The 18,951-nt window shown below is 68.8% G+C and carries 32 protein-coding genes; 31 read left to right on the forward strand and 1 reads right to left on the reverse strand.

Translation table 11 applies throughout. From position 1 onward, the window contains the following. The 31 genes from E4F25_RS00005 to E4F25_RS00155 form a co-directional block, all read left to right on the forward strand. On the forward strand, positions 1 to 127 hold a 127-nt coding region (locus E4F25_RS00005), incomplete at its 5' end, for an EF-Tu C-terminal domain-related protein (protein WP_455423388.1). 364 nt (positions 128 to 491) lie between these two features. Then, positions 492 to 803, forward strand: a complete 312-nt coding sequence (gene rpsJ, locus E4F25_RS00010; RefSeq protein WP_140908250.1) for a 30S ribosomal protein S10 — start codon at positions 492 to 494, stop codon at positions 801 to 803. Between the two features lie 11 nt (positions 804 to 814). Continuing rightward, on the forward strand, positions 815 to 1,468 hold the full coding sequence (gene rplC / locus E4F25_RS00015) for a 50S ribosomal protein L3 (RefSeq protein ID WP_140908251.1): 654 nt from the start codon (positions 815 to 817) through the stop codon (positions 1,466 to 1,468). A 12-nt stretch (positions 1,469 to 1,480) separates the two neighbouring features. Further along, the gene (gene rplD, locus E4F25_RS00020) at positions 1,481 to 2,083 is read left to right on the forward strand and encodes a 50S ribosomal protein L4 (RefSeq protein ID WP_140908252.1); all 603 of its coding nucleotides are present in this window, start codon (positions 1,481 to 1,483) and stop codon (positions 2,081 to 2,083) included. Then, a complete protein-coding gene (gene rplW / locus E4F25_RS00025; RefSeq protein ID WP_140908253.1) occupies positions 2,080 to 2,376 on the forward strand; it encodes a 50S ribosomal protein L23 in 297 nt (98 codons plus the stop codon). The genes rplD and rplW overlap by 4 nt, the downstream gene beginning before the upstream one ends. 10 nt (positions 2,377 to 2,386) lie before the next feature. After that, the gene (gene rplB, locus E4F25_RS00030; RefSeq protein WP_140908254.1) at positions 2,387 to 3,214 is read left to right on the forward strand and encodes a 50S ribosomal protein L2; all 828 of its coding nucleotides are present in this window, start codon (positions 2,387 to 2,389) and stop codon (positions 3,212 to 3,214) included. Positions 3,215 to 3,219: 5 nt separating this feature from the next. Further along, positions 3,220 to 3,489, forward strand: a complete 270-nt coding sequence (rpsS, locus tag E4F25_RS00035; RefSeq protein ID WP_140908255.1) for a 30S ribosomal protein S19 — start codon at positions 3,220 to 3,222, stop codon at positions 3,487 to 3,489. Positions 3,490 to 3,502: 13 nt separating this feature from the next. After that, a complete protein-coding gene (gene rplV, locus E4F25_RS00040) occupies positions 3,503 to 3,850 on the forward strand; it encodes a 50S ribosomal protein L22 (RefSeq protein WP_140910231.1) in 348 nt (115 codons plus the stop codon). 2 nt (positions 3,851 to 3,852) lie between these two features. Next, positions 3,853 to 4,602, forward strand: coding sequence for a 30S ribosomal protein S3 (gene rpsC, locus E4F25_RS00045; RefSeq protein WP_140908256.1), 750 nt, complete (start codon positions 3,853 to 3,855; stop codon positions 4,600 to 4,602). 3 nt (positions 4,603 to 4,605) lie between these two features. After that, the gene (gene rplP, locus E4F25_RS00050) at positions 4,606 to 5,019 is read left to right on the forward strand and encodes a 50S ribosomal protein L16 (RefSeq protein WP_140908257.1); all 414 of its coding nucleotides are present in this window, start codon (positions 4,606 to 4,608) and stop codon (positions 5,017 to 5,019) included. Continuing rightward, positions 5,019 to 5,204 (forward strand): 50S ribosomal protein L29, encoded by a 186-nt coding sequence (gene rpmC, locus E4F25_RS00055; protein WP_140908258.1) that lies wholly within the window; start codon positions 5,019 to 5,021, stop codon positions 5,202 to 5,204. The genes rplP and rpmC overlap by 1 nt, the downstream gene beginning before the upstream one ends. 12 nt (positions 5,205 to 5,216) lie before the next feature. Continuing rightward, positions 5,217 to 5,483, forward strand: a complete 267-nt coding sequence (gene rpsQ, locus E4F25_RS00060; RefSeq protein WP_140908259.1) for a 30S ribosomal protein S17 — start codon at positions 5,217 to 5,219, stop codon at positions 5,481 to 5,483. A 12-nt stretch (positions 5,484 to 5,495) separates the two neighbouring features. After that, complete coding sequence (gene rplN, locus E4F25_RS00065; protein ID WP_140908260.1) at positions 5,496 to 5,864, forward strand: 50S ribosomal protein L14; 369 nt, start codon at positions 5,496 to 5,498, stop codon at positions 5,862 to 5,864. 14 nt (positions 5,865 to 5,878) lie between these two features. Next, positions 5,879 to 6,193 carry a 50S ribosomal protein L24 gene (gene rplX, locus E4F25_RS00070; protein ID WP_140908261.1) on the forward strand — a complete coding sequence of 105 codons (315 nt, stop codon included), beginning with the start codon at positions 5,879 to 5,881 and terminating at the stop codon, positions 6,191 to 6,193. Between the two features lie 11 nt (positions 6,194 to 6,204). Then, positions 6,205 to 6,747, forward strand: coding sequence for a 50S ribosomal protein L5 (gene rplE, locus E4F25_RS00075; protein ID WP_140908262.1), 543 nt, complete (start codon positions 6,205 to 6,207; stop codon positions 6,745 to 6,747). 13 nt (positions 6,748 to 6,760) lie between these two features. Further along, positions 6,761 to 7,066, forward strand: coding sequence for a 30S ribosomal protein S14 (gene rpsN / locus E4F25_RS00080; protein WP_140908263.1), 306 nt, complete (start codon positions 6,761 to 6,763; stop codon positions 7,064 to 7,066). A gap of 58 nt (positions 7,067 to 7,124) precedes the next feature. Beyond that, positions 7,125 to 7,520, forward strand: a complete 396-nt coding sequence (gene rpsH / locus E4F25_RS00085; RefSeq protein WP_140908264.1) for a 30S ribosomal protein S8 — start codon at positions 7,125 to 7,127, stop codon at positions 7,518 to 7,520. A gap of 13 nt (positions 7,521 to 7,533) precedes the next feature. Continuing rightward, complete coding sequence (gene rplF, locus E4F25_RS00090) at positions 7,534 to 8,061, forward strand: 50S ribosomal protein L6 (protein ID WP_140908265.1); 528 nt, start codon at positions 7,534 to 7,536, stop codon at positions 8,059 to 8,061. Positions 8,062 to 8,093: 32 nt separating this feature from the next. Continuing rightward, a complete protein-coding gene (gene rplR / locus E4F25_RS00095) occupies positions 8,094 to 8,447 on the forward strand; it encodes a 50S ribosomal protein L18 (RefSeq protein WP_140908266.1) in 354 nt (117 codons plus the stop codon). Positions 8,448 to 8,525: 78 nt separating this feature from the next. Continuing rightward, positions 8,526 to 9,065: a 30S ribosomal protein S5 gene (rpsE, locus tag E4F25_RS00100; RefSeq protein WP_140908267.1), complete on the forward strand. Its 540-nt coding sequence runs from the start codon at positions 8,526 to 8,528 to the stop codon at positions 9,063 to 9,065. Then, complete coding sequence (gene rpmD / locus E4F25_RS00105; protein WP_140908268.1) at positions 9,058 to 9,255, forward strand: 50S ribosomal protein L30; 198 nt, start codon at positions 9,058 to 9,060, stop codon at positions 9,253 to 9,255. Before rpsE ends, rpmD begins: the two co-directional genes overlap by 8 nt. A gap of 5 nt (positions 9,256 to 9,260) precedes the next feature. Next, the gene (rplO, locus tag E4F25_RS00110) at positions 9,261 to 9,698 is read left to right on the forward strand and encodes a 50S ribosomal protein L15 (RefSeq protein WP_140908269.1); all 438 of its coding nucleotides are present in this window, start codon (positions 9,261 to 9,263) and stop codon (positions 9,696 to 9,698) included. A 2-nt stretch (positions 9,699 to 9,700) separates the two neighbouring features. Beyond that, complete coding sequence (gene secY, locus E4F25_RS00115; protein WP_140908270.1) at positions 9,701 to 11,041, forward strand: preprotein translocase subunit SecY; 1,341 nt, start codon at positions 9,701 to 9,703, stop codon at positions 11,039 to 11,041. Between the two features lie 298 nt (positions 11,042 to 11,339). Next, positions 11,340 to 11,696, forward strand: a complete 357-nt coding sequence (gene rpsM, locus E4F25_RS00120; RefSeq protein WP_140908271.1) for a 30S ribosomal protein S13 — start codon at positions 11,340 to 11,342, stop codon at positions 11,694 to 11,696. Between the two features lie 9 nt (positions 11,697 to 11,705). Further along, entirely contained in the window at positions 11,706 to 12,098 is a 393-nt protein-coding gene (gene rpsK / locus E4F25_RS00125; RefSeq protein ID WP_140908272.1) for a 30S ribosomal protein S11, read from the forward strand. Between the two features lie 14 nt (positions 12,099 to 12,112). Continuing rightward, positions 12,113 to 12,748 (forward strand): 30S ribosomal protein S4, encoded by a 636-nt coding sequence (rpsD, locus tag E4F25_RS00130; protein ID WP_140908273.1) that lies wholly within the window; start codon positions 12,113 to 12,115, stop codon positions 12,746 to 12,748. A gap of 16 nt (positions 12,749 to 12,764) precedes the next feature. Beyond that, positions 12,765 to 13,763, forward strand: coding sequence for a DNA-directed RNA polymerase subunit alpha (locus E4F25_RS00135; RefSeq protein ID WP_140908274.1), 999 nt, complete (start codon positions 12,765 to 12,767; stop codon positions 13,761 to 13,763). A 13-nt stretch (positions 13,764 to 13,776) separates the two neighbouring features. Beyond that, a complete protein-coding gene (gene rplQ, locus E4F25_RS00140; RefSeq protein ID WP_140908275.1) occupies positions 13,777 to 14,151 on the forward strand; it encodes a 50S ribosomal protein L17 in 375 nt (124 codons plus the stop codon). 64 nt (positions 14,152 to 14,215) lie between these two features. After that, complete coding sequence (locus E4F25_RS00145; protein ID WP_140908276.1) at positions 14,216 to 14,740, forward strand: disulfide bond formation protein B; 525 nt, start codon at positions 14,216 to 14,218, stop codon at positions 14,738 to 14,740. Next, positions 14,737 to 16,125, forward strand: coding sequence for a class II 3-deoxy-7-phosphoheptulonate synthase (locus E4F25_RS00150; RefSeq protein ID WP_140908277.1), 1,389 nt, complete (start codon positions 14,737 to 14,739; stop codon positions 16,123 to 16,125). The genes E4F25_RS00145 and E4F25_RS00150 overlap by 4 nt, the downstream gene beginning before the upstream one ends. Continuing rightward, positions 16,125 to 17,150, forward strand: a complete 1,026-nt coding sequence (locus E4F25_RS00155) for a WD40/YVTN/BNR-like repeat-containing protein (RefSeq protein ID WP_140908278.1) — start codon at positions 16,125 to 16,127, stop codon at positions 17,148 to 17,150. The genes E4F25_RS00150 and E4F25_RS00155 overlap by 1 nt, the downstream gene beginning before the upstream one ends. Here E4F25_RS00155 and E4F25_RS00160 read toward each other — a convergent pair. Further along, positions 17,137 to 18,747, reverse strand: a complete 1,611-nt coding sequence (locus E4F25_RS00160; protein ID WP_140908279.1) for an amidase — start codon at positions 18,745 to 18,747, stop codon at positions 17,137 to 17,139. The genes E4F25_RS00155 and E4F25_RS00160 overlap by 14 nt on opposite strands. Positions 18,748 to 18,951 lie beyond the last annotated feature (204 nt).

The following is an 18,951-nucleotide window of genomic DNA, read 5'->3' on the forward strand; positions in this document are numbered from 1 at the left end:
GGGCGACAACGTGAAGATGAAGGTCACGCTGATCAACCCGGTGGCGATGGACGAGGGCCTGCGCTTCGCGATCCGCGAGGGCGGCCGCACCGTCGGCGCCGGCGTGGTGGCCAAGATCATCAAGTAAACCGGACCCTCCGGGCAGGTTCACGGGGCTTGCACGGGCCCCGTGGATCCGGCTAGAATGTCCGACTTCCCGCGGCCCTGCCTTCCCGGACGGCCGCGGACCAGCGAAATGAGGCCATGGAAGCGCCTCGTTTTCGCCAGGCAGGGAAATGCCGCGCGGCAGTGCTCCGTCCGCCCCGAAAGATAGTTCGGGGCACTCGTGACGGGGCATTTTCGCGTCCGCAAGACCTTTCCTGGCGGGCCGGGCAACCGGCCTGCCCCGTTTCTGGCAAGGACGCATTCGAAGGACGCTCCAAAACACACGGGGTTCGGCGCACCCAGCCGCCGGCCTGTCGCTCTTTAGGATTTATTTCGAGGAATTCCTCATGGCGGACCAGAAGATCCGGATTCGGCTGAAGGCTTTCGATCATCGCCTGATCGACCGCTCGGCCAGCGAGATCGTCGAGACGGCCAAGCGGACCGGCGCGCAGGTGCGCGGCCCGATCCCGCTGCCGACCAAGATCGAGCGCTACACGGTGCTGACCTCGCCGCACGTCGACAAGGACGCGCGCGACCAGTACGAGACCCGCACGCACAAGCGCGTGCTCGACATCGTCGACCCGAACGACAAGACCGTGGACGCGCTGATGAAGCTCGAGCTCGCGGCCGGCGTCGACGTCCAGATCAAGCTGACCTGAGGGACGCCAGGATGACCGCGAAGAAGCATGCGCTGGGCATCGTCGGCCGCAAGGCCGGCATGAGCCGCCTGTTCACCGAAGACGGCAAGTCCGTGCCGGTGACCCTGATCGAGGCGACCCCGAACCGCATTACCCAGATCAAGACGGTCGAGACCGACGGCTACAGCGCCGTGCAGGTCGCGGTCGGCAGCAAGCGCGCCGCGCTGGTGAACAAGCCCGAGGCCGGCCACCTGGCCAAGGCCAAGGTCGAGGCAGGCCGCGGCCTGTGGGAGCTGCGCGTGGCGGACGACGCCATCGGCGGCTTCGAGGTCGGCGGCGAGATCAAGGCCGACATCTTCGAGCCGGGCCAGATCGTCGACGTCCAGGGCGTGACCAAGGGCAAGGGCTTCCAGGGCACGATCAAGCGCTGGAACTTCCGCATGGGCGACGCCACCCACGGCAACTCGCTGTCGCACCGGTCCCCCGGTTCGATCGGCCAGCGCCAGACCCCCGGCCGCGTGTTCCCGGGCAAGAAGATGGCCGGCCACATGGGCGCCGTGCAGCAGACGACGCAGCGCCTGCAGGTGGTCAAGGTCGACGCCGAGCGCGGCCTGATCGCGGTCCGCGGCGCGGTGCCGGGTGCGCCGGGCGGCGACGTGGTCGTGCGCCCGTCGAGCAAGGTTTAAGGAGAGATGACGATGGAACTCGCCATCAACAACGGCAAGAAGCTGTCGGTGTCCGACGCTGTCTTCGGCCGTGAGTTCAGCGAAGACCTGGTGCACCAGGTGGTCGTCGCCTACCGCAATGCCGGCCGCGCCGGCACCAAGGCGCAGAAGACCCGCTCGGAAGTCGCCGGCACCACCAAGAAGTCGAAGAAGCAGAAGGGCGGTGGCGCCCGCCACGGCGCCCTGACCGCGCCGATCTTCGTCGGCGGCGGCGTGACCTTCGCGGCCAAGCCGCGCAGCTTCGAGCAGAAGGTCAACCGCAAGATGTACCGCGCCGCGATGGCCGCGATCCTGTCGGAGCTCAACCGCCAGGGCCGGATCACCGTGGTCGAGGGCTTCGAGCTCGACAGCCCGAAGACCTCGGGCATGGTCGCGAAGCTGAAGGAACTCAACGCCGGCAAGCGCCCGCTGATCGTCACCGAGGACGCGACCGAGAACCTGTACCTGTCGGCCCGCAACCTGCCGTACGTGGAAGTCCGCGACGTGCAGGGCCTGGACCCGGTCGCGCTCGTGGGCGCCGACTCGGTGGTGATGACCGCCGACGCCGTCAAGAAGATCGAGGAGTGGCTGGCATGAACGAAGCCAAGCTCTACAACGTGATCCGCGCGCCGCGCATCTCCGAGAAGACCGCGCGCCTGCAGGAAGTCTCCAACCAGTACGTCTTCGAAGTGGCGACGGACGCGACCAAGGCCGACATCAAGGTCGCGGTCGAGAAGCTGTTCGACGTCACCGTCGAGGCGGTCAACGTGGTCAACGTGAAAGGCAAGGGCAAGGCCTTCCGCAACCGCATCGGCCGCCGCGGCGACTGGCGCAAGGCATACGTGAAGCTGGCCGACGGCCAGTCGATCGACGTGATGGCCACGGCCTGAGGATAGAACCATGGCACTGATGACCTTCAAGCCCACCTCGCCCGGCCGCCGCAGCGCGGTCCGCGTGGTGACGCCCGAGCTCCACAAGGGCGCCCCGCACGCGCCGCTGCTGGAGAAGCAGGGCCGCACCGGCGGCCGCAACCACCACGGGCGCATCACCACCCGCCACATGGGCGGCGGGCACAAGCAGCACTACCGCATCATCGACTTCAAGCGCGACAAGGAAGGCATCCCGGCGCGCGTCGAGCGGATCGAGTACGACCCCAACCGCACCGCGCACATCGCGCTGCTGTGCTACGTGGACGGCGAGCGCCGCTACATCATCGCGCCCAAGGGCCTGAAGGCCGGCGAGCAGGTGATCGCGGGTTCCGACGCGCCGATCAAGGTCGGCAACACCCTGCCGCTGCGCAACATCCCGGTCGGTTCCACCGTGCACTGCATCGAGATGAAGCCTGGCAAGGGCGCGCAGATGGCGCGCGCCGCCGGCGCCGGCGTGCAGCTGGTCGCCCGCGAGGGCGTCTACGCGATGCTGCGCATGCGCTCGGGCGAGATGCGCAAGGTGCCGGCCGAGTGCCGCGCCACCATCGGCGAAGTGAGCAACCACGAGCACAACCTCGAGAAGCTCGGCAAGGCCGGCGCCAGCCGCTGGCGCGGCATCAAGCCGACCGTCCGCGGCGCGGCCATGAACCCGGTCGACCACCCGCACGGCGGCGGCGAGGCCAAGGCCGGCCAGGGCAACCCGCATCCGGTCACCCCGTGGGGCGTCCCGACCAAGGGTTACAAGACCCGCAAGAACAAGCGCACCCAGCAGTTCATCGTGCGCGACCGCAGGAGCTGATCGACATGCCACGTTCACTGAAGAAGGGCCCGTTCGTGGACCACCACCTGATGAAGAAGGTGGAGACCGCGGGCAGCAACAAGCGGCCGATCAAGACCTGGTCGCGGCGTTCCATGGTGCTGCCGGAGATGGTCGGCTACACCATCGCCATCCACAACGGCAAGAACCACATCCCGGTGCTGGTCAACGAGAACATGGTCGGGCACAAGCTCGGCGAGTTCGCGATCACCCGCACCTTCAAGGGCCATGGCGGCGACAAGAAGGCCGGGAAGTAAGGAGATGACGACCATGCAAAACGGCAATGGCGCGAAGGCGATCCTGCGCACCGCCCGCATCTCCCCCCAGAAGGCCCGCCTGGTCGCCGACCAGGTGCGCGGGCTGTCGGCCGAGCGTGCCGTCAACCTGCTGAAGTTCTCGGACAAGAAGGCCGCCCAGCTGATCCGCAAGGTCGTCGAGTCGGCGATCGCCAACGCGGAGAACAACCAGGGCGCCGACGTCGACGAACTGAAGGTCACCACCATCATGGTCGACGAGGGCCCCACGCTGAAGCGCTTCATGGCGCGGGCAAAGGGCCGTGGCACGCGCATCCTGAAGCGCACCAGCCACATCACCGTCGTCGTCGGCGAAGGGAAGTAATCATGGGTCACAAAGTACATCCGACCGGCATCCGCCTGGGCATCTCCAAGGACTGGAACTCCAAGTGGTTCGCCGGCAAGAAGGAATACGCCGAGTACCTGGCCGCCGACCTGCGGGTCCGCGAGATGCTGCGCAAGAAGCTGGCCGCCGCCGGGATCTCGAAGATCCTGATCGAGCGCCCGGCCAAGACCGCGCGCGTCACCATCCACACCGCCCGCCCGGGCGTGGTGATCGGCAAGCGCGGCGAGGACATCGAGAAGCTGCGCAAGGAAGTCAGCGACATGATGGGCGTCCCGGCGCACATCAACGTCACCGAGGTCCGTAAGCCCGAGCTCGACGCGCAGCTGGTGGCCGAGTCGATCGCGCAGCAGCTCGAGCGCCGCATCATGTTCCGCCGCGCGATGAAGCGCGCCGTCGGCAACGCGATGCGCCTGGGCGCGCTGGGCATCAAGGTCAACGTGGCCGGCCGCCTGAACGGCGCCGAGATCGCGCGTTCGGAGTGGTACCGCGAAGGCCGCGTGCCGCTGCACACCCTGCGCGCGGACGTGGACTACGGCTTCGCCGAGGCGCGTACCACCTACGGGATCATCGGCATCAAGGTCTGGGTCTACAAGGGCGAGATCTTCGACTTCGCCCAGGTCGGCCAGGAAAAGCAGGACGACACGCCGCGCGGCGACCGTGGCGATCGTCAGGACCGTCCGCGCGGCCCGCGCCGCAACGATCGTAACGACCGCGGCGAGGCGAGGGAATAAACCATGCTGCAACCCAAGCGAACCAAGTTCCGCAAGATGCACAAGGGCCGCAACGACGGCCTGTCCTGGAACGGCAATGCCGTCAGCTTCGGCGAGTACGGGCTGAAGGCGACCGCCACCGGGCAGCTGACCGCGCGCCAGATCGAGGCGGCCCGCCGCTCGATCAGCCGCTACGTCAAGCGCGGCGGCAAGATGTGGATCCGCGTGTTCCCCGACAAGCCCATCACCAAGAAGCCGATCGAGGTCCGCATGGGCTCCGGCAAGGGCAACGTCGAATACTGGGTCGCGCAGATCCAGCCGGGCCGCATGATCTACGAGATCGAGGGCGTCGACGAGGCGACCGCGCGCGAGGCGTTCCGCCTGGCCGCCGCCAAGCTCTCGGTCACCACCCAATTCGTGACCCGGACGGTGCGCTGATGGACATGAGGCAGATGCGACAGAAGTCGGCCGAAGAGCTGCAGGCCCACCTGGCCGAGCTGCACAAGGAGCAGTTCTCCCTGCGCATGCAGAAGGCCACCGGGCAGCTTGCCAAGACCCACGAAGCCCGCCGGGTGCGCCGCGAGATCGCTCGCGTGAACACCCTGCTCGGTGCGAAGAAGTAAGGACGGGCTGACATGACCGAAAACAATGGCAAGAAGCTGCACACGGTCGAAGGCCGCGTGGTCAGCAACAAGATGGACAAGACGGTGACGGTGCTCGTCGAGCGCCAGGTCAAGCACGCGCTGTACGGCAAGTACATCCGCCGCTCGACCAAGCTGCACGCCCACGACGCGGACAACGCCTGCAACACCGGCGACATGGTCCGGGTGGCCGAGTGCGCGCCGATGTCCAAGACCAAGAACTGGCGCGTGGTCGAGATCCTCGCCCGCGCGGCCGAATAAGGAGGCCTTGCAATGATCCAGATGCAGAGCCACCTCGACGTGGCCGACAACTCGGGCGCCAAGGAAGTGATGTGCATCAAGGTGCTTGGCGGTTCCAAGCGCCGCTACGCGCACATCGGCGACATCATCAAGGTGTCGGTCAAGGACGCGATCCCGCGCGGCAAGGTCAAGAAGGGCGAGGTCTACGACGCCGTCGTGGTGCGCACCCGCAAGGGCGTGCGTCGCGCCGACGGTTCGCTGATCCGCTTCGACGGCAACGCCGCCGTACTGCTGAACAACAAGCACGAGCCGATCGGCACGCGCATCTTCGGGCCGGTTACCCGCGAGCTGCGCTCCGAGAAGTTCATGAAGATCGTCTCGCTCGCACCCGAAGTGCTCTGAGCGGAGGAAGGAAGATGAATCGTATCCGCAAGGGCGACCACGTGGTCGTCACCGCCGGCAAGGACAAGGGCAAGCGTGGCGACGTGGTGAGCGTCCACGGCGACAAGGTCGTCGTGTCCAACGTCAACCTGGTCAAGCGCCACACCAAGCCCAACCCGCAGGCCAACCAGCCGGGCGGCGTGATCGAGCGCGAGGCGCCGATCCATGTTTCGAACGTGATGCTCTTCAACCCGGCCACCGGCAAGGGCGAGCGCATCGGTACCAAGGTGCTGGAGGATGGACGCAAGTTGCGCGTGTTCCGCTCCAGCGGTGAGGCGCTCGACGCCTGAGGAATGCCGAGATGACGACCCGACTGGAAAAGTTCTACAAGGACGAAGTGGTGCCGAAGCTGATGGAGCGCTTCGGCTACACCAATCCGATGCAGGTCCCGCGCCTGGAGAAGATCACGCTCAACATGGGCGTGGGCGAGGCCGCGACCAACAAGAAGATCCTCGAGAACGCCGTCGCCGACATGGCCAGGATCGCCGGCCAGAAGCCGGTGGTGACCAAGTCGCGCGTCTCGGTGGCCTCGTTCAAGATCCGCGACGGCTGGCCGATCGGCTGCAAGGTGACCCTGCGCCGGGCGAAGATGTACGAGTTCCTCGACCGCCTGGTCAACGTCTCGCTGCCGCGCGTGCGCGACTTCCGTGGCGTGTCCGGCCGTTCGTTCGACGGCCGCGGCAACTACAACATGGGCGTCAAGGAGCAGATCATCTTCCCGGAGATCGACTTCGACCAGGTGGACGCGCTGCGCGGCATGGACATCGCGATCACCACCTCCGCCCGCACCAACGAGGAAGCCAAGGCCCTGCTCGAGGCCTTCCGCTTCCCGTTCCGCAACTGACAGGAACAGGCAAATGGCAAAGACCTCCATGGTCAACCGCGAAGCCAAGCGCGAGAAGCTGGCGAAGAAGTACGCCGCCAAGCGCGCCGCGCTGAAGGCCATCATCAGCAGCCAGACGGCCAGCTACGAGGAGAAGATGGACGCCTCGGTGAAGCTGCAGAAGCTGCCGCGCGACTCCTCCGAGAGCCGCCAGCGCAGCCGCTGCGCCCTGACCGGGCGCCCGCGCGGCGTGTACGGCAAGTTCGGCCTCGGCCGCAACATGCTGCGCCAGGCCACCATGCGCGGCGACGTCCCCGGCCTGCGCAAGGCCAGCTGGTAACCCAACCCTACGAATTCGCATAGCGCGGATATCGGTGCTACTCACAAGGTGAATCCAAATGAGCATGACTGATCCCATCGCCGACATGCTGGTCCGCATCAGGAATGCGGCCGCGGTCGGCAAGCCGACGGTGAAGATGCCGTCCTCCAAGGTCAAGGTCGCGATCGCCAAGGTCCTCCAGGACGAGGGCTACATCGTGGACTCGCGCGTGATCGAGAACGGCGCCAAGGCCGAGCTCGAGATCGTGCTGAAGTATTTCGAAGGCAAGCCGGTGATCGAGCGCCTGCATCGCGTCTCGCGTTCGGGCCTGCGCCAGTACCGCGGCAAGGACGCGCTGCCGAAGGTCCTCGGCGGCCTCGGCGTCGCCATCATTTCCACCTCGAAGGGCATCATGACCGATGCGCAGGCGCGCCAGCAGGGCGTCGGCGGCGAGGTCCTGTGCTTCGTGGCCTAAGGGAGCAGGAACCATGTCTCGTGTCGCCAAGAAGCCGATCGCCCTCCCGAAGGGCGTGGAACTGAACATCCAGCCCGGTTCGGTGTCCGTGAAGGGCCCGAAGGGCGCGCTGTCGATCGACAAGCCGGAAGGGATCGAGGTCAAGGTCGAGGACGGCCAGGCCCAGCTCGCGGCCGCCGACCCGGCCGACGTGCCGCTGGCCGGCACCCTGCGCTCGATCGTGGCCAACATGGTCAAGGGCGTGTCCGAGGGCTTCGAGCGCAAGCTCGAGCTGGTCGGCGTCGGCTACCGCGCCGCCATGCAGGGCAAGGACCTGAACCTGTCGCTGGGCTTCTCGCACCCGGTGCTGTTCAAGGCGCCGGAGGGCATTACCATCACCACCCCGACCCAGACCGAGGTCGTGGTCAGCGGCGCCGACAAGCAGCGCGTCGGCGAGGTCGCTGCCAAGATCCGCGCGTTCCGCCCGCCGGAGCCGTACAAGGGCAAGGGCGTGAAGTACTCCGACGAAACCATCATCCGCAAGGAAGCCAAGAAGGCGTAACGCACGCTTTCAGCTTCCGGAGAGAACCCACAATGGACAAGAAGATCGCCCGCCTGCGCCGCGCCAAGTCGACCCGTTCGCGGATCCGCGAACTCGGCGTGCCGCGCCTGTCGGTGCTGCGCACCGGCCAGCACCTGTACGCCCAGCTGTTCAGCGCCGACGGCTCGAAGGTCCTGGCCGCGGCCAGCACCACCCAGGCCGACGTGCGCGAGGGCCTGAAGAACGGCAAGAACGTCGACGCCGCCGCCAAGGTCGGCCGCGCGATCGCCGAGAAGGCGAAAGCCGCCGGCATCGAGCGGGTCGCGTTCGACCGCTCCGGCTACCGTTACCACGGCCGCGTCAAGGCGCTGGCCGATGCCGCCCGCGAGGGTGGCCTGCAGTTCTGATCCACCAAGCTCCAGGCAACTGACCAACAACTATAAGCGGCCGCATGAGCCGTACATACCGAGACCAGAGAGGAACACATGGCAGACGAACGTGCACCGCGGGGACGCGACCGCAATCGCGACCGCGAGGAAATCGACGACGGCATGATCGAGAAGCTGATCGCGGTCAACCGCGTCAGCAAGACGGTCAAGGGCGGCCGCCAGTTCACCTTCACCGCGCTGACCGTGGTCGGCGACGGCGACGGCCGCGTCGGCTTCGGCTACGGCAAGGCCCGCGAGGTGCCGGTCGCGATCCAGAAGTCGATGGAGCAGGCCCGCCGCGGCATGGCCCGCGTCGAGCTCAACAACGGCACCCTGTGGCACGTGGTCAAGTCGAACCACGGCGCGGCCAAGGTCTACATGCAGCCGGCCTCGGAAGGTACCGGCGTGATCGCCGGCGGCGCCATGCGCGCCGTGCTCGAGGCGGTCGGCGTGAAGGACGTGCTGGCCAAGGCCACGGGTTCGCGCAACCCGATCAACCTGGTCCGCGCCACCCTCAAGGGCCTGACCGGCATGCATTCGCCGAGCGCCATCGCGGCCAAGCGCGGCAAGAAGGTGGAGGAACTCCAGCATGGCTAAGAAGAACGAAGCCACCGGCACCATCAAGGTGCGCCTGGTCAAGGGCCTGCGGGGAACCAAGGGCATCCATCGCCTGTCCGTGAAGGCACTGGGCCTTGGCAAGCTCAACAGCGTGCGTGAATTGAAGGACAGCCCGCAGGTGCGCGGCCTGATCAACAAGGTCCACTACCTGGTGCGGGTCGAGGAGTAATCCAGATGAAGCTCAACACTCTCAAGCCGGCTGACGGCGCCCGCACCGAGCGCAAGCGTGTCGGCCGCGGCATCGGCTCGGGGCTCGGCAAGACCGCCGGCCGCGGCCACAAGGGCTCGTTCGCGCGCTCGGGCAAGGGCAAGATCAAGGCCGGCTTCGAAGGCGGCCAGATGCCCATGCAGCGCCGCCTGCCGAAGATCGGCTTCCGTTCGCGCACGGCCGCGGATACCGCCGAGGTGCTGCTGTACAAGCTCGACGTGCTCGAGGCGGGCACCGTCGACTTCGCCGCGCTCCGCGCCGCCAAGCTGGTGCCCAGCACCGCCAAGCGCGCCAAGATCGTGAAGAAGGGCGAGGTCAGCAAGAAGTTCGTGCTCCAGGGCCTGCTGGCCACCGCCGGCGCCAGGGCCGCGATCGAGGCCGCGGGCGGCCAGGTCGGGGAGTAGGGATGTCGCGCAGCGCGGGCGCCCTCGGCGGATTGGCCGGGGCCGGCAAGTTCACTGAGCTGCGGCAGCGCCTGCTGTTCGTGGTCGGTGCGCTGCTGGTCTACCGGCTGGGCTGCTTCATCCCCGTCCCGGGCGTCAACCCGGAGGCGATGCTGCAGCTGATGGAGACCCAGGAAGGGACCATCGTGGACATGTTCAACATGTTCTCCGGTGGCGCCCTGGAGCGCTTCAGCCTGTTCGCGCTCAACGTGATCCCGTACATCTCGGCCTCGATCGTCATGCAGCTGATGGTGCAGGTGATCCCGAGCCTGAAGGCGATCCAGAAGGAAGGCGAGTCCGGGCGCCGCAAGATCACCCAGTGGTCGCGCCTCGGCTCGATCCCGCTGGCGATCTTCCAGTCGGCCGGCATCGCGATCGCGCTGCAGAGCTCCGGCGCCAGCAACGGCATCCCGGTGGTCTACTCGCCGGGCATCGGCTTCATCCTGACCGCGGTGGTGTCGCTGACCGCCGGCACGATGTTCCTGATGTGGCTGGGCGAGCAGGTGACCGAGCGCGGCATCGGCAACGGCGTCTCGCTGATCATCTTCGCGGGCATCGTGGCCGGGCTGCCGGGCGCGGTGCTGGGCACCATGGAGTCGGCGCGCAACGGCCAGATGACCTCGATCGCGGTGATCGCCATCGTGCTCATCGTGCTCGCGGTGACCTGGTTCGTGGTCTTCGTCGAGAGCGGCCAGCGCCGGATCACGGTCAACTACGCGCGCCGCCAGGGCGGCCGCAGCGCGTACATGAACCAGAGCTCGTTCCTGCCGCTGAAGCTCAACATGTCGGGCGTGATCCCGCCGATCTTCGCCTCGTCGATCATCATGTTCCCGGCGACCGCCTCGACTTGGTTCGGCCAGGCCGGTTCGGCCACCTGGCTGCAGCGGGCGAGCCAGGCGTTGTCGCCCGGCGAACCGCTGTACATCCTGCTCTACGGCGGCCTGATCGCCGGCTTCACCTTCTTCTACACGGCGCTGGTCTTCAACTCGCAGGAGACCGCCGACAACCTGAAGAAGTCCGGCGCGCTGATCCCGGGCATCCGCCCGGGCAAGGCGACCGCCGACTACGTGGACGGCGTGCTGACCCGCCTGACGGCGGCCGGCGCGGCCTACCTGGTGGCGGTCTGCCTGCTGCCGGAATTCATGCGCACGGAGCTGGGGGCCTCGTTCTACTTCGGCGGCACCTCGCTGCTGATCGTGGTCGTGGTGGTGATGGACTTCATCGCCCAGATCCAGGCGCACCTCATGTCGCACCAGTACGACAGTTTGCTGAAGAAGGCGAACCTGAAGGGCGGCAGGAGGTAGGACAAGCCCCGACAGGGGCAGCCCCGAAAGGGGCAAATGGGCGACCCGGGCGGCGATTCCGCGCACGGGTGGCCCGGGGCCGATCCGCGCGCCAGAGTAGCGCGCGGGCCGGGCAGGGCGGTCCTCCGCCCCGGCCGGCCAGCCCCGGGCCGTCGCCGGAGCATGGGCACACTCCCCATGCCGGGCCTGGGCCGTTGGATGGCCTGGGCTTCCAGACGACCCGGAATCTTGCTAAAATTTCCAGTTCACTCCGCCGGGGACGCGTGCCCTGGCCGACAACCAGTTTGGAGACCGCGTCATGGCGCGTATTGCCGGCGTCAACCTGCCTGCCCAGAAGCACGTCTGGGTGGGCCTGCAAAGCATCTACGGCATTGGCCGTACCCGTTCGAAGCAGGTCTGCGAGGCCGCCGGCGTTGCGCCGTCGACCAAGATCCGCGACCTCTCCGAGCCCGAGGTCGAGCGCCTCCGCCTGGAGATCGCCAAGTACCCCGTCGAGGGCGACCTGCGCCGCGAGGTCGGCGTCGCCATCAAGCGCCTGATGGACCTGGCCTGCTACCGCGGCCTGCGCCACCGCCGCGGCCTGCCCCTGCGCGGCCAGCGCACCCGGACCAATGCCCGTACCCGCAAGGGTCCGCGCAAGGCCATCAAGAAGTAAGGAACCGACATGGCCAAGCCAGCTGCCGCGAAAGTCAAGAAGAAGATCAAGCGCGTCGTCACCGACGGCATCGCCCACGTGCACGCGTCGTTCAACAACACCATCGTGACCATCACCGACCGCCAGGGCAACGCCCTGTCGTGGGCGACCTCCGGCGGCGCGGGCTTCCGCGGCTCGCGCAAGTCGACCCCGTTCGCGGCCCAGGTCGCGGCCGAGAAGGCCGGCAAGGCCGCGCTCGACTACGGCGTGAAGTCGCTGGAAGTGCGCATCAAGGGCCCGGGCCCGGGGCGCGAGTCGGCCGTGCGTTCGCTGAACAACGTCGGCTACAAGATCACCAACATCATCGACGTGACGCCGATCCCGCACAACGGGTGCCGTCCGCCGAAGAAGCGTCGCGTCTAAGGGGGCGATAGAAAATGGCTCGTTACATCGGTCCCACCTGCAAGCTCGCCCGCCGCGAAGGCGTCGACCTCGGCCTCAAGTCGCCGGCGCGCGCGCTCGATTCCAAGTGCAAGCTGGAGCAGAAGCCCGGCCAGCACGGCGCCGGCACCGGCGCCCGCCGCAGCAAGCTGTCCGACTACGCCCTGCAGCTTCGCGAGAAGCAGAAGGTCAAGCGCATCTACGGCCTGCTCGAGCGCCAGTTCCGCAACTATTACAAGAAGGCGTCCACCCGCAAGGGCAACACCGGCGAGAACCTCCTGCAGATGCTGGAGACCCGCCTGGACAACGTCGTCTACCGCATGGGCTTCGCCGTCACCCGCCCGGCCGCGCGCCAGCTGGTCAGCCACCGCGGCGTGACCGTGAACGGCAAGCTGGTCAACCTGCCGTCCTACCAGGTCAAGGCGGGCGACGCGATCGCGCTGTCCGAGAAGGCGCAGAAGCAGCTCCGCGTGCAGGAGTCGCTGGCGGTGTCCTCGCAGATGGACCTCTCGCCCTCGTGGATCGAGGTCGACGCCAAGAAGTTCGCCGGCGTGTTCAAGGCCGTGCCGGACCGCGCCGACCTGCCCTCCGACATCAACGAAGCGCTGATCGTCGAGCTGTACTCGAAGTAATCCAGGAGACCTCCGAATGACGGTTACCGCCAACCAAGTCCTGCGCCCCCGCGGCCCGCAGATCGAGCGCCTCGCCGGCAACCGCGCGAAGGTCGTGATCGAGCCGCTCGAGCGCGGCTACGGCCACACCCTGGGCAACGCCCTGCGCCGCGTGCTGTTGTCCTCGATCCCCGGCTTCGCCATCACCGAGGTCGAGATCGACGGCGTGCTGCACGAGTACAGCACCATCGAGGGCCTGCAGGAGGACGTGCTCGAGGTGCTGCTGAACCTCAAGGACATCGCCATCCGCATGGGCACCGGCGACAGCTCCACCCTGACCCTGTCCAGGCAGGGCCCGGGCGTGGTCACCGCCGGCGACATCCGCACCGACCACAACGTCGAGATCCTCAATCCCGACCATGTCATCGCCCACCTGACCAAGGACACGGCGCTGAACATGCGGCTGCGCATCGAGCGCGGCTTCGGCTACCAGCCGGCCGCCGCCCGCCGCAGGCCGGACGAGGAGACCCGCGCGATCGGCCGGCTGATGCTGGACGCCTCGTTCTCGCCGGTGCGCCGCGTCGCCTACGCGGTCGAGGCCGCGCGCGTCGAGCAGCGCACCGACCTGGACAAGCTGGTCATCGACATCGAGACCAACGGCACCATCGACGCCGAGGAGGCCGTGCGCACCGCCGCCGACATCCTCAGCGAGCAGCTCTCGGTGTTCGGCGACTTCACCCATCGCGACCGCGGTGCGGCGAAGCCGGCGACCGCCGGCGTGGATCCGGTGCTGCTGCGCCCGATCGACGACCTCGAGCTGACCGTGCGCTCGGCCAACTGCCTGAAGGCCGAGAGCATCTACTACATCGGCGACCTGATCCAGAAGACCGAGGTCGAACTGCTGAAGACGCCGAACCTGGGCAAGAAGTCGCTCACCGAGATCAAGGAAGTGCTCGCGCAGCGCGGCCTGTCCCTCGGCATGAAGCTCGAAAACTGGCCGCCGGCGGGCATCGCCTCGCACGGCATGATGGGCTAAAGGAAGAATTGCAATGCGCCACCAGAAATCCGGACGCAAGTTCAGCCGCACCAGCGCGCATCGCGATGCGATGTTCAGCAACATGGCGGCCTCGCTGATCAAGCACGAGCTGATCCGCACCACCCTGCCCAAGGCCAAGGAGCTGCGCCGCGTCGCGGAGCCGCTGATCACCCTGGCCAAGACCGACAGCGTCGCCAACCGCCGCCTCGCCTTCTCGCGCCTGCGCGACAAGGAAGCGGTGGGCAACCTGTTCACCACCCTCGGCCCGCGCTACGCCGCGCGCCCGGGCGGCTACCTGCGCATCCTCAAGTGCGGCTTCCGCCCCGGCGACAACGCGCCGATGGCCTACGTCGAGCTGGTTGACCGCCCGCAGGCCGCGGCGGAGTGACCCGAGGCGCAACGCGACACGAACAGCCCCGGCCCTGCCGGGGCTTTTCTTTTAAGATGCGCGGATGACTGCCAACCCCTTCCGCTGGTCCTTCCGCGCGCGCTGCCTGCTCGGCGCGGCCACCTGCGCGCTGCTGATCTGCTACGCGCTGTACACCCAGCTGGTGGGCGGCCTGTTGCCGTGCCCGCTGTGCATCTTCCAGCGGATCGCCTTCGCCGCGCTCGGCGTGGTGCTGCTGGCCGCCGGCCTGCACGCGCCGCGGGGCACCGCCGGGCGCCGCGCCTGGGGCGTGCTGGCGCTGTTGCCGGCACTGCTCGGCATCGGCATCGCGGGGCGGCACGTGTGGCTGCAGGGCCTGCCGCCGGAACAGGTCCCCATGTGCGGGCCCGGCCTCGATTTCCTGATGGAGGCGATGCCGATCACCAGCGTCATCCGCACGGTGCTGACCGGCTCGGGCGAGTGCGCGAACGTGGACTGGACCTTCCTCGGCCTGTCGATGCCGGCCTGGAGCCTGGCGTGGTTCGTGCTGCTGGCGCTGTGGGTGCTGGCGACGATGTTCCCGGCCGTCGCGCGGGGGGCACGCCGATGAGCGACCGCAAGCTCGCCCCGGTGCCGCCGGACGACGGCTGGTCGCCACGCTCGTGGCGCGCTCGCCCGGCCGCGCAGCAGCCGGACTACCCCGACCGGGAGGCGCTCGCGCAGGTGCTGCGCGAGCTGCAGGCGCTGCCGCCGCTGGTGACCTCCTGGGAGATCCTCGCGCTCAAGCAGCAACTGGCCGAGGCCCAGGAGGGCAGGCGCTTCCTGCTCCAGGGCGGCGACTGCGCCGAGAACTTCGAGGACTGCAGCGCCGAGGTGATCTCCAACCGCCTCAAGGTGCTGCTGCAGATGAGCCTGGTGCTGGTGCACGGGCTGCGCCTGCCGGTGGTACGCGTCGGCCGCTTCGCGGGCCAGTACGCCAAGCCGCGCTCGGCCGACACGGAAACCGTGGACGGCACCACGCTGCCCAGCTACCGCGGCGACATCGTCAACGCGCCGGCGTTCGACGCCGCCGCGCGCCGTCCGGATCCGCGGCGGATGGTGAAGGCGCACGCGCGCTCTGCGATGACCATGAACTTCGTGCGCTCGCTGATCGACGGCGGCTTCGCCGACCTGCACCACCCGGAGTACTGGGACCTGGGCTGGGTCGGGCACTCGCCGCTGGCCGAGGAGTACCGGCGCATGGTCGCCGGCATCGGCGACGCGGTGCGCTTCATGGAGACCCTGTCCGGCAGCGAGGTGCACAACCTCAACCGGGTGGACTTCTACACCTCGCACGAGGCCTTGCTGCTGCCCTACGAGGAAGCGCAGACGCGACAGGTCCCCCGGCAGTGGGGCTGGTTCAACCTGGGCACGCATTTCCCGTGGCTGGGCATGCGCACCACGGCGCTCGACGGCGGCCACGTGGAATACCTGCGCGGGATCCGCAACCCGGTGGCGGTCAAGGTCGGGCCGTCGGTCACGCCGGACCAGCTGCTGCGGCTGGTGGACATGCTCAACCCCGGGGACGAGCCCGGGCGCCTGACGCTCATCCATCGCATGGGCGCCAAGCACGTCGCCACCGCGCTGCCGCCGCTGCTCGAGGCGATGCGTCGCGACGGCCGTCGCGTGCTCTGGGTCTGCGACCCGATGCACGGCAACACAGAGAAGGCCGCCACCGGCTACAAGACCCGGCGTTTCGCCAACATCCGCAGCGAGCTCGAGCAGGCCTTCGAGCTGCACGCCGCGGCGGGCACGCGCCTGGGTGGCGTGCACCTGGAACTGACCGGCGAGGACGTCACCGAATGCACCGGCGGCGCGCGCGACCTCACCGACGCCGACCTGGCACGCGCCTACCGCTCCACCGTGGACCCGAGGCTCAACTACGAGCAGGCGCTCGAGGTCGCGATGCTGGTGGTCCGCAAGCAGGCGCAGCTCGCCGCGCCGCGGGGCGCGTGATGCGGCGGTGGCGTGCCGTGCCCGCGGTCGTGCTCGCGCTTGCCGCCGGCACGGCCGCGGCGCAGGCCACGCTCGTCCCGCAGGACTCCGGCGTCAACGTGCGCCTGCGCGGCATCTCCGCCGTGGATGCCAACGTGGCCTGGGCCAGCGGCCGCGAGGGCACCGTGCTGCGCACCGTGGACGGTGGCGCGCACTGGCAGGCGCTGCGCGTCCCCGGGGCCGAAGCACTCGATTTCCGCGACGTCGAGGGCTTCGACGCGAATACCGCCGTGGTCCTGTCGATCGGTCCCGGCGCCTCCTCGCGGGTGTACCGCACCGTGGACGGCGGCGCGACCTGGACCTTGGCGCTGCGCAATGACGATGCGCGCGCGTTCTTCGATTGCATGGCCTTCGATGGCGATCGCGGCTGGTTGCTGGGCGACCCCGTCGACGGGCATTTCCAGGTCTACACCAGCGAGGACGCCGGCCGGACCTGGCACCCCGCGGAGCCGGCCCCGGGCCGGCGTGCGCTGCCCGACGAAGCCGCCTATGCCGCCAGCGGTACCTGCATCGCCGTGACTCCCTGGGGCGAGCGCATGGTGGTGACCGGGGGCGGCGCGGCGCGGGTGCTGCTCGGCGACTCCGGGGGCGAACTGTGGTTCGCGTACGACGCGCCGATGCCGGCACGGGTGCCGGCGACCGGGATCTTCTCGGCGACGCCGGTGGGCGAGGACATGCTGCTGGTCGGTGGCGATTTCGAGCACGAGGAGACGGGCAGCGCGGCGCTGGCGCAATTCGTGTCCGGCGAGGGATTGAGCCTTTCGCCGCTGCCCGATCCCAACGGCTACCGCTCTGGCGCGGCCTGCCTCGATGGCCGGTCCCCGCAATGCATCGCGGTCGGCCCCAACGGCGTGGACCTGCTGCGCGAGGGCCGCTGGCAGGCGCTTTCGGCGACCGGCTACGACTCCGTGGACATCGCCGGCGACGTCGGCTGGGCGAGCGGCGACCAGGGCCGCATTGCCCGCATCGAGCTCACTCCACGCTAGCGGCGAAGGTCGGCGGCTTGCGCGCGTGCGTGAGCTGCTCGAAGGCGTAGGCCAGGCCGATCAGCTGCGGCTCGCCCCAGGCCGGCCCCATGAAGGTCAGCCCGAGCGGCAGCCCGTGCGAGTCGCCGGACGGCACGGTGATGCTGGGGGTACCGGCCACCGCCGCCATGCCGTAGCCGGCGCCGACGAAGTGGTCGCCGAGCACCGGGTCGGTGAGCCATGCCGGCGACATGCTCGGGGCGACGATCGCGTCGAGCCGGTGCTCGTGCAGCGTCGCCAGCAGCCCCTCCTCGCCGGCCAGGCGCCGCGCCTTGGCCCTGGCGTCCAGGTAGGCCTGGTCGGTCAGCGGTCCCTTGGCCTGCGCCGCCTCGAAGATCTCCTGGCCGAACAGCGGCATCGCCTCGCCAGCGTGCTCCCTGTTCCATTCGATCAGCTCGGCGAGCGAGCCCGGGCCCACCGTGACGCGCGCGAGATAGGCATCCAGCCCGTCCTTGAACTCGTACAGCAGCACCGCGTATTCGGCTTCGTTCCAGTCGTCGTAGCCGGCGACCTCGACGTCCACCACGGTGGCCCCGGCCTGGCGCAGGGTCTCGAGCGCGGCCTCGGTCGCGGCGTCCACGTCCGGGTGGTAGCCCATCGCCTGGCGCAGCACGCCGATGCGCTTGCCGTTCAATGCGCCCGCGTCCAGGAACGTGGTGTAGTCGGCGGCGACGTGGCCCTCGGCGGCCGCGCCCGCCGGGTCGGCGGGATCCGCGCCGGCCATCGCGCCGAGCAGCGCCGCCGCGTCGGCCACGGTGCGCGCCATCGGCCCGGCGGTGTCCTGCGAGGCGGCGATCGGGATGATCCCGTTGCGGCTGACCAAGCCCACGGTCGGCTTGATCCCGACCAGGCCGGCCACCGACGACGGACAGATGATGCTGCCGTCGGTCTCGGTGCCGACGCCCACCGTGGCGAGGTTGGCTGCGATCGCGGTGCCGGTGCCGGAGGAGGAGCCGCAGGGGTTGCGGTCGAGCGCATACGGGTTCTTCGTCTGCCCGCCGCGCGAACTCCAGCCGGAAATCGAGCGGGTGGAGCGGAAGTTCGCCCATTCGCTGAGGTTGGTCTTGCCGAGGATCACCGCGCCGGCGTCGCGCAACCGGCGCACGAGGAACGCGTCTTCGGCGGGACGGTTGTCGGCCAGCGCCAGCGAGCCGGCGGAGTTGACCATCGGCACCGCGTCGATGTTGTCCTTGAGCAGCACCGGGATGCCGTGCATCGGACCGCGGACCTTGCCCTGCGCGCGCTCGGCATCGAGCGCGGCGGCTTCCTCCATCGCGCGCGGGTTGAGCTCGATCACCGCGCCGAGCATCGGCCCGGCGTCGTCGGTCGCGGCGATGCGGTCCAGGTAGGCGCGGGTCAGGGTTTGGCTGTCGAGCTGCCCCGCGGCCATGCGCTCCTGCAGCTGGGCGATGGTTGCCTCTTCGAAGGCGAAAGCCGTGCTGTCGCCGGCCGTGGCGGTGTCCGTGGCTTCGGAAGGCGTCGCCGGCGGCTGCCGGTCGCAGGCGGCGAGCAGCGCGCAGGCAAGGACCAGCGCGACGGGCGATCGGTGCAGCTTCATGGCGGTCTCCCCGTGGACGGACCGGCAGCATCGCGCGCCGCGGCCGCGTGGGCAAGGCGCCGCCTAGAGCAGCGTTCCCTGTTCCGGTGCCCGCGGCAGTTCGGTGCCGGCCAGCGCCCAGCAGCGCGGGCGTGGCGCGCTCGCCGTGGCCGAGGAAGCACAGGGTCACGTGCCACTGGTCCGGCCGGCGCAAGGAGCGCGGGC

It is taken from the genome of Cognatiluteimonas lumbrici (assembly GCF_006476065.1).
Classification (GTDB): Bacteria; Pseudomonadota; Gammaproteobacteria; order Xanthomonadales; family Xanthomonadaceae; genus Cognatiluteimonas; species Cognatiluteimonas lumbrici.

Excerpts from the sequence above, each read along its gene's own strand:
- rpsJ (WP_140908250.1), top strand. The coding sequence starts at position 492 with ATGGCGGACCAGAAGATCCGGATTCGGCTGAAGGCTTTCGATCATCGC.
- rplC (WP_140908251.1), top strand. The coding sequence starts at position 815 with ATGACCGCGAAGAAGCATGCGCTGGGCATCGTCGGCCGCAAGGCCGGC.
- rplD (WP_140908252.1), top strand. The coding sequence starts at position 1,481 with ATGGAACTCGCCATCAACAACGGCAAGAAGCTGTCGGTGTCCGACGCT.
- rplW (WP_140908253.1), top strand. The coding sequence starts at position 2,080 with ATGAACGAAGCCAAGCTCTACAACGTGATCCGCGCGCCGCGCATCTCC.
- rplB (WP_140908254.1), top strand. The coding sequence starts at position 2,387 with ATGGCACTGATGACCTTCAAGCCCACCTCGCCCGGCCGCCGCAGCGCG.
- rpsS (WP_140908255.1), top strand. The coding sequence starts at position 3,220 with ATGCCACGTTCACTGAAGAAGGGCCCGTTCGTGGACCACCACCTGATG.
- rplV (WP_140910231.1), top strand. The coding sequence starts at position 3,503 with ATGCAAAACGGCAATGGCGCGAAGGCGATCCTGCGCACCGCCCGCATC.
- rpsC (WP_140908256.1), top strand. The coding sequence starts at position 3,853 with ATGGGTCACAAAGTACATCCGACCGGCATCCGCCTGGGCATCTCCAAG.
- rplP (WP_140908257.1), top strand. The coding sequence starts at position 4,606 with ATGCTGCAACCCAAGCGAACCAAGTTCCGCAAGATGCACAAGGGCCGC.
- rpmC (WP_140908258.1), top strand. The coding sequence starts at position 5,019 with ATGGACATGAGGCAGATGCGACAGAAGTCGGCCGAAGAGCTGCAGGCC.
- rpsQ (WP_140908259.1), top strand. The coding sequence starts at position 5,217 with ATGACCGAAAACAATGGCAAGAAGCTGCACACGGTCGAAGGCCGCGTG.
- rplN (WP_140908260.1), top strand. The coding sequence starts at position 5,496 with ATGATCCAGATGCAGAGCCACCTCGACGTGGCCGACAACTCGGGCGCC.
- rplX (WP_140908261.1), top strand. The coding sequence starts at position 5,879 with ATGAATCGTATCCGCAAGGGCGACCACGTGGTCGTCACCGCCGGCAAG.
- rplE (WP_140908262.1), top strand. The coding sequence starts at position 6,205 with ATGACGACCCGACTGGAAAAGTTCTACAAGGACGAAGTGGTGCCGAAG.
- rpsN (WP_140908263.1), top strand. The coding sequence starts at position 6,761 with ATGGCAAAGACCTCCATGGTCAACCGCGAAGCCAAGCGCGAGAAGCTG.
- rpsH (WP_140908264.1), top strand. The coding sequence starts at position 7,125 with ATGAGCATGACTGATCCCATCGCCGACATGCTGGTCCGCATCAGGAAT.
- rplF (WP_140908265.1), top strand. The coding sequence starts at position 7,534 with ATGTCTCGTGTCGCCAAGAAGCCGATCGCCCTCCCGAAGGGCGTGGAA.
- rplR (WP_140908266.1), top strand. The coding sequence starts at position 8,094 with ATGGACAAGAAGATCGCCCGCCTGCGCCGCGCCAAGTCGACCCGTTCG.
- rpsE (WP_140908267.1), top strand. The coding sequence starts at position 8,526 with ATGGCAGACGAACGTGCACCGCGGGGACGCGACCGCAATCGCGACCGC.
- rpmD (WP_140908268.1), top strand. The coding sequence starts at position 9,058 with ATGGCTAAGAAGAACGAAGCCACCGGCACCATCAAGGTGCGCCTGGTC.
- rplO (WP_140908269.1), top strand. The coding sequence starts at position 9,261 with ATGAAGCTCAACACTCTCAAGCCGGCTGACGGCGCCCGCACCGAGCGC.
- secY (WP_140908270.1), top strand. The coding sequence starts at position 9,701 with ATGTCGCGCAGCGCGGGCGCCCTCGGCGGATTGGCCGGGGCCGGCAAG.
- rpsM (WP_140908271.1), top strand. The coding sequence starts at position 11,340 with ATGGCGCGTATTGCCGGCGTCAACCTGCCTGCCCAGAAGCACGTCTGG.
- rpsK (WP_140908272.1), top strand. The coding sequence starts at position 11,706 with ATGGCCAAGCCAGCTGCCGCGAAAGTCAAGAAGAAGATCAAGCGCGTC.
- rpsD (WP_140908273.1), top strand. The coding sequence starts at position 12,113 with ATGGCTCGTTACATCGGTCCCACCTGCAAGCTCGCCCGCCGCGAAGGC.
- E4F25_RS00135 (WP_140908274.1), top strand. The coding sequence starts at position 12,765 with ATGACGGTTACCGCCAACCAAGTCCTGCGCCCCCGCGGCCCGCAGATC.
- rplQ (WP_140908275.1), top strand. The coding sequence starts at position 13,777 with ATGCGCCACCAGAAATCCGGACGCAAGTTCAGCCGCACCAGCGCGCAT.
- E4F25_RS00145 (WP_140908276.1), top strand. The coding sequence starts at position 14,216 with ATGACTGCCAACCCCTTCCGCTGGTCCTTCCGCGCGCGCTGCCTGCTC.
- E4F25_RS00150 (WP_140908277.1), top strand. The coding sequence starts at position 14,737 with ATGAGCGACCGCAAGCTCGCCCCGGTGCCGCCGGACGACGGCTGGTCG.
- E4F25_RS00155 (WP_140908278.1), top strand. The coding sequence starts at position 16,125 with ATGCGGCGGTGGCGTGCCGTGCCCGCGGTCGTGCTCGCGCTTGCCGCC.
- E4F25_RS00160 (WP_140908279.1), bottom strand. The coding sequence starts at position 18,747 with ATGAAGCTGCACCGATCGCCCGTCGCGCTGGTCCTTGCCTGCGCGCTG.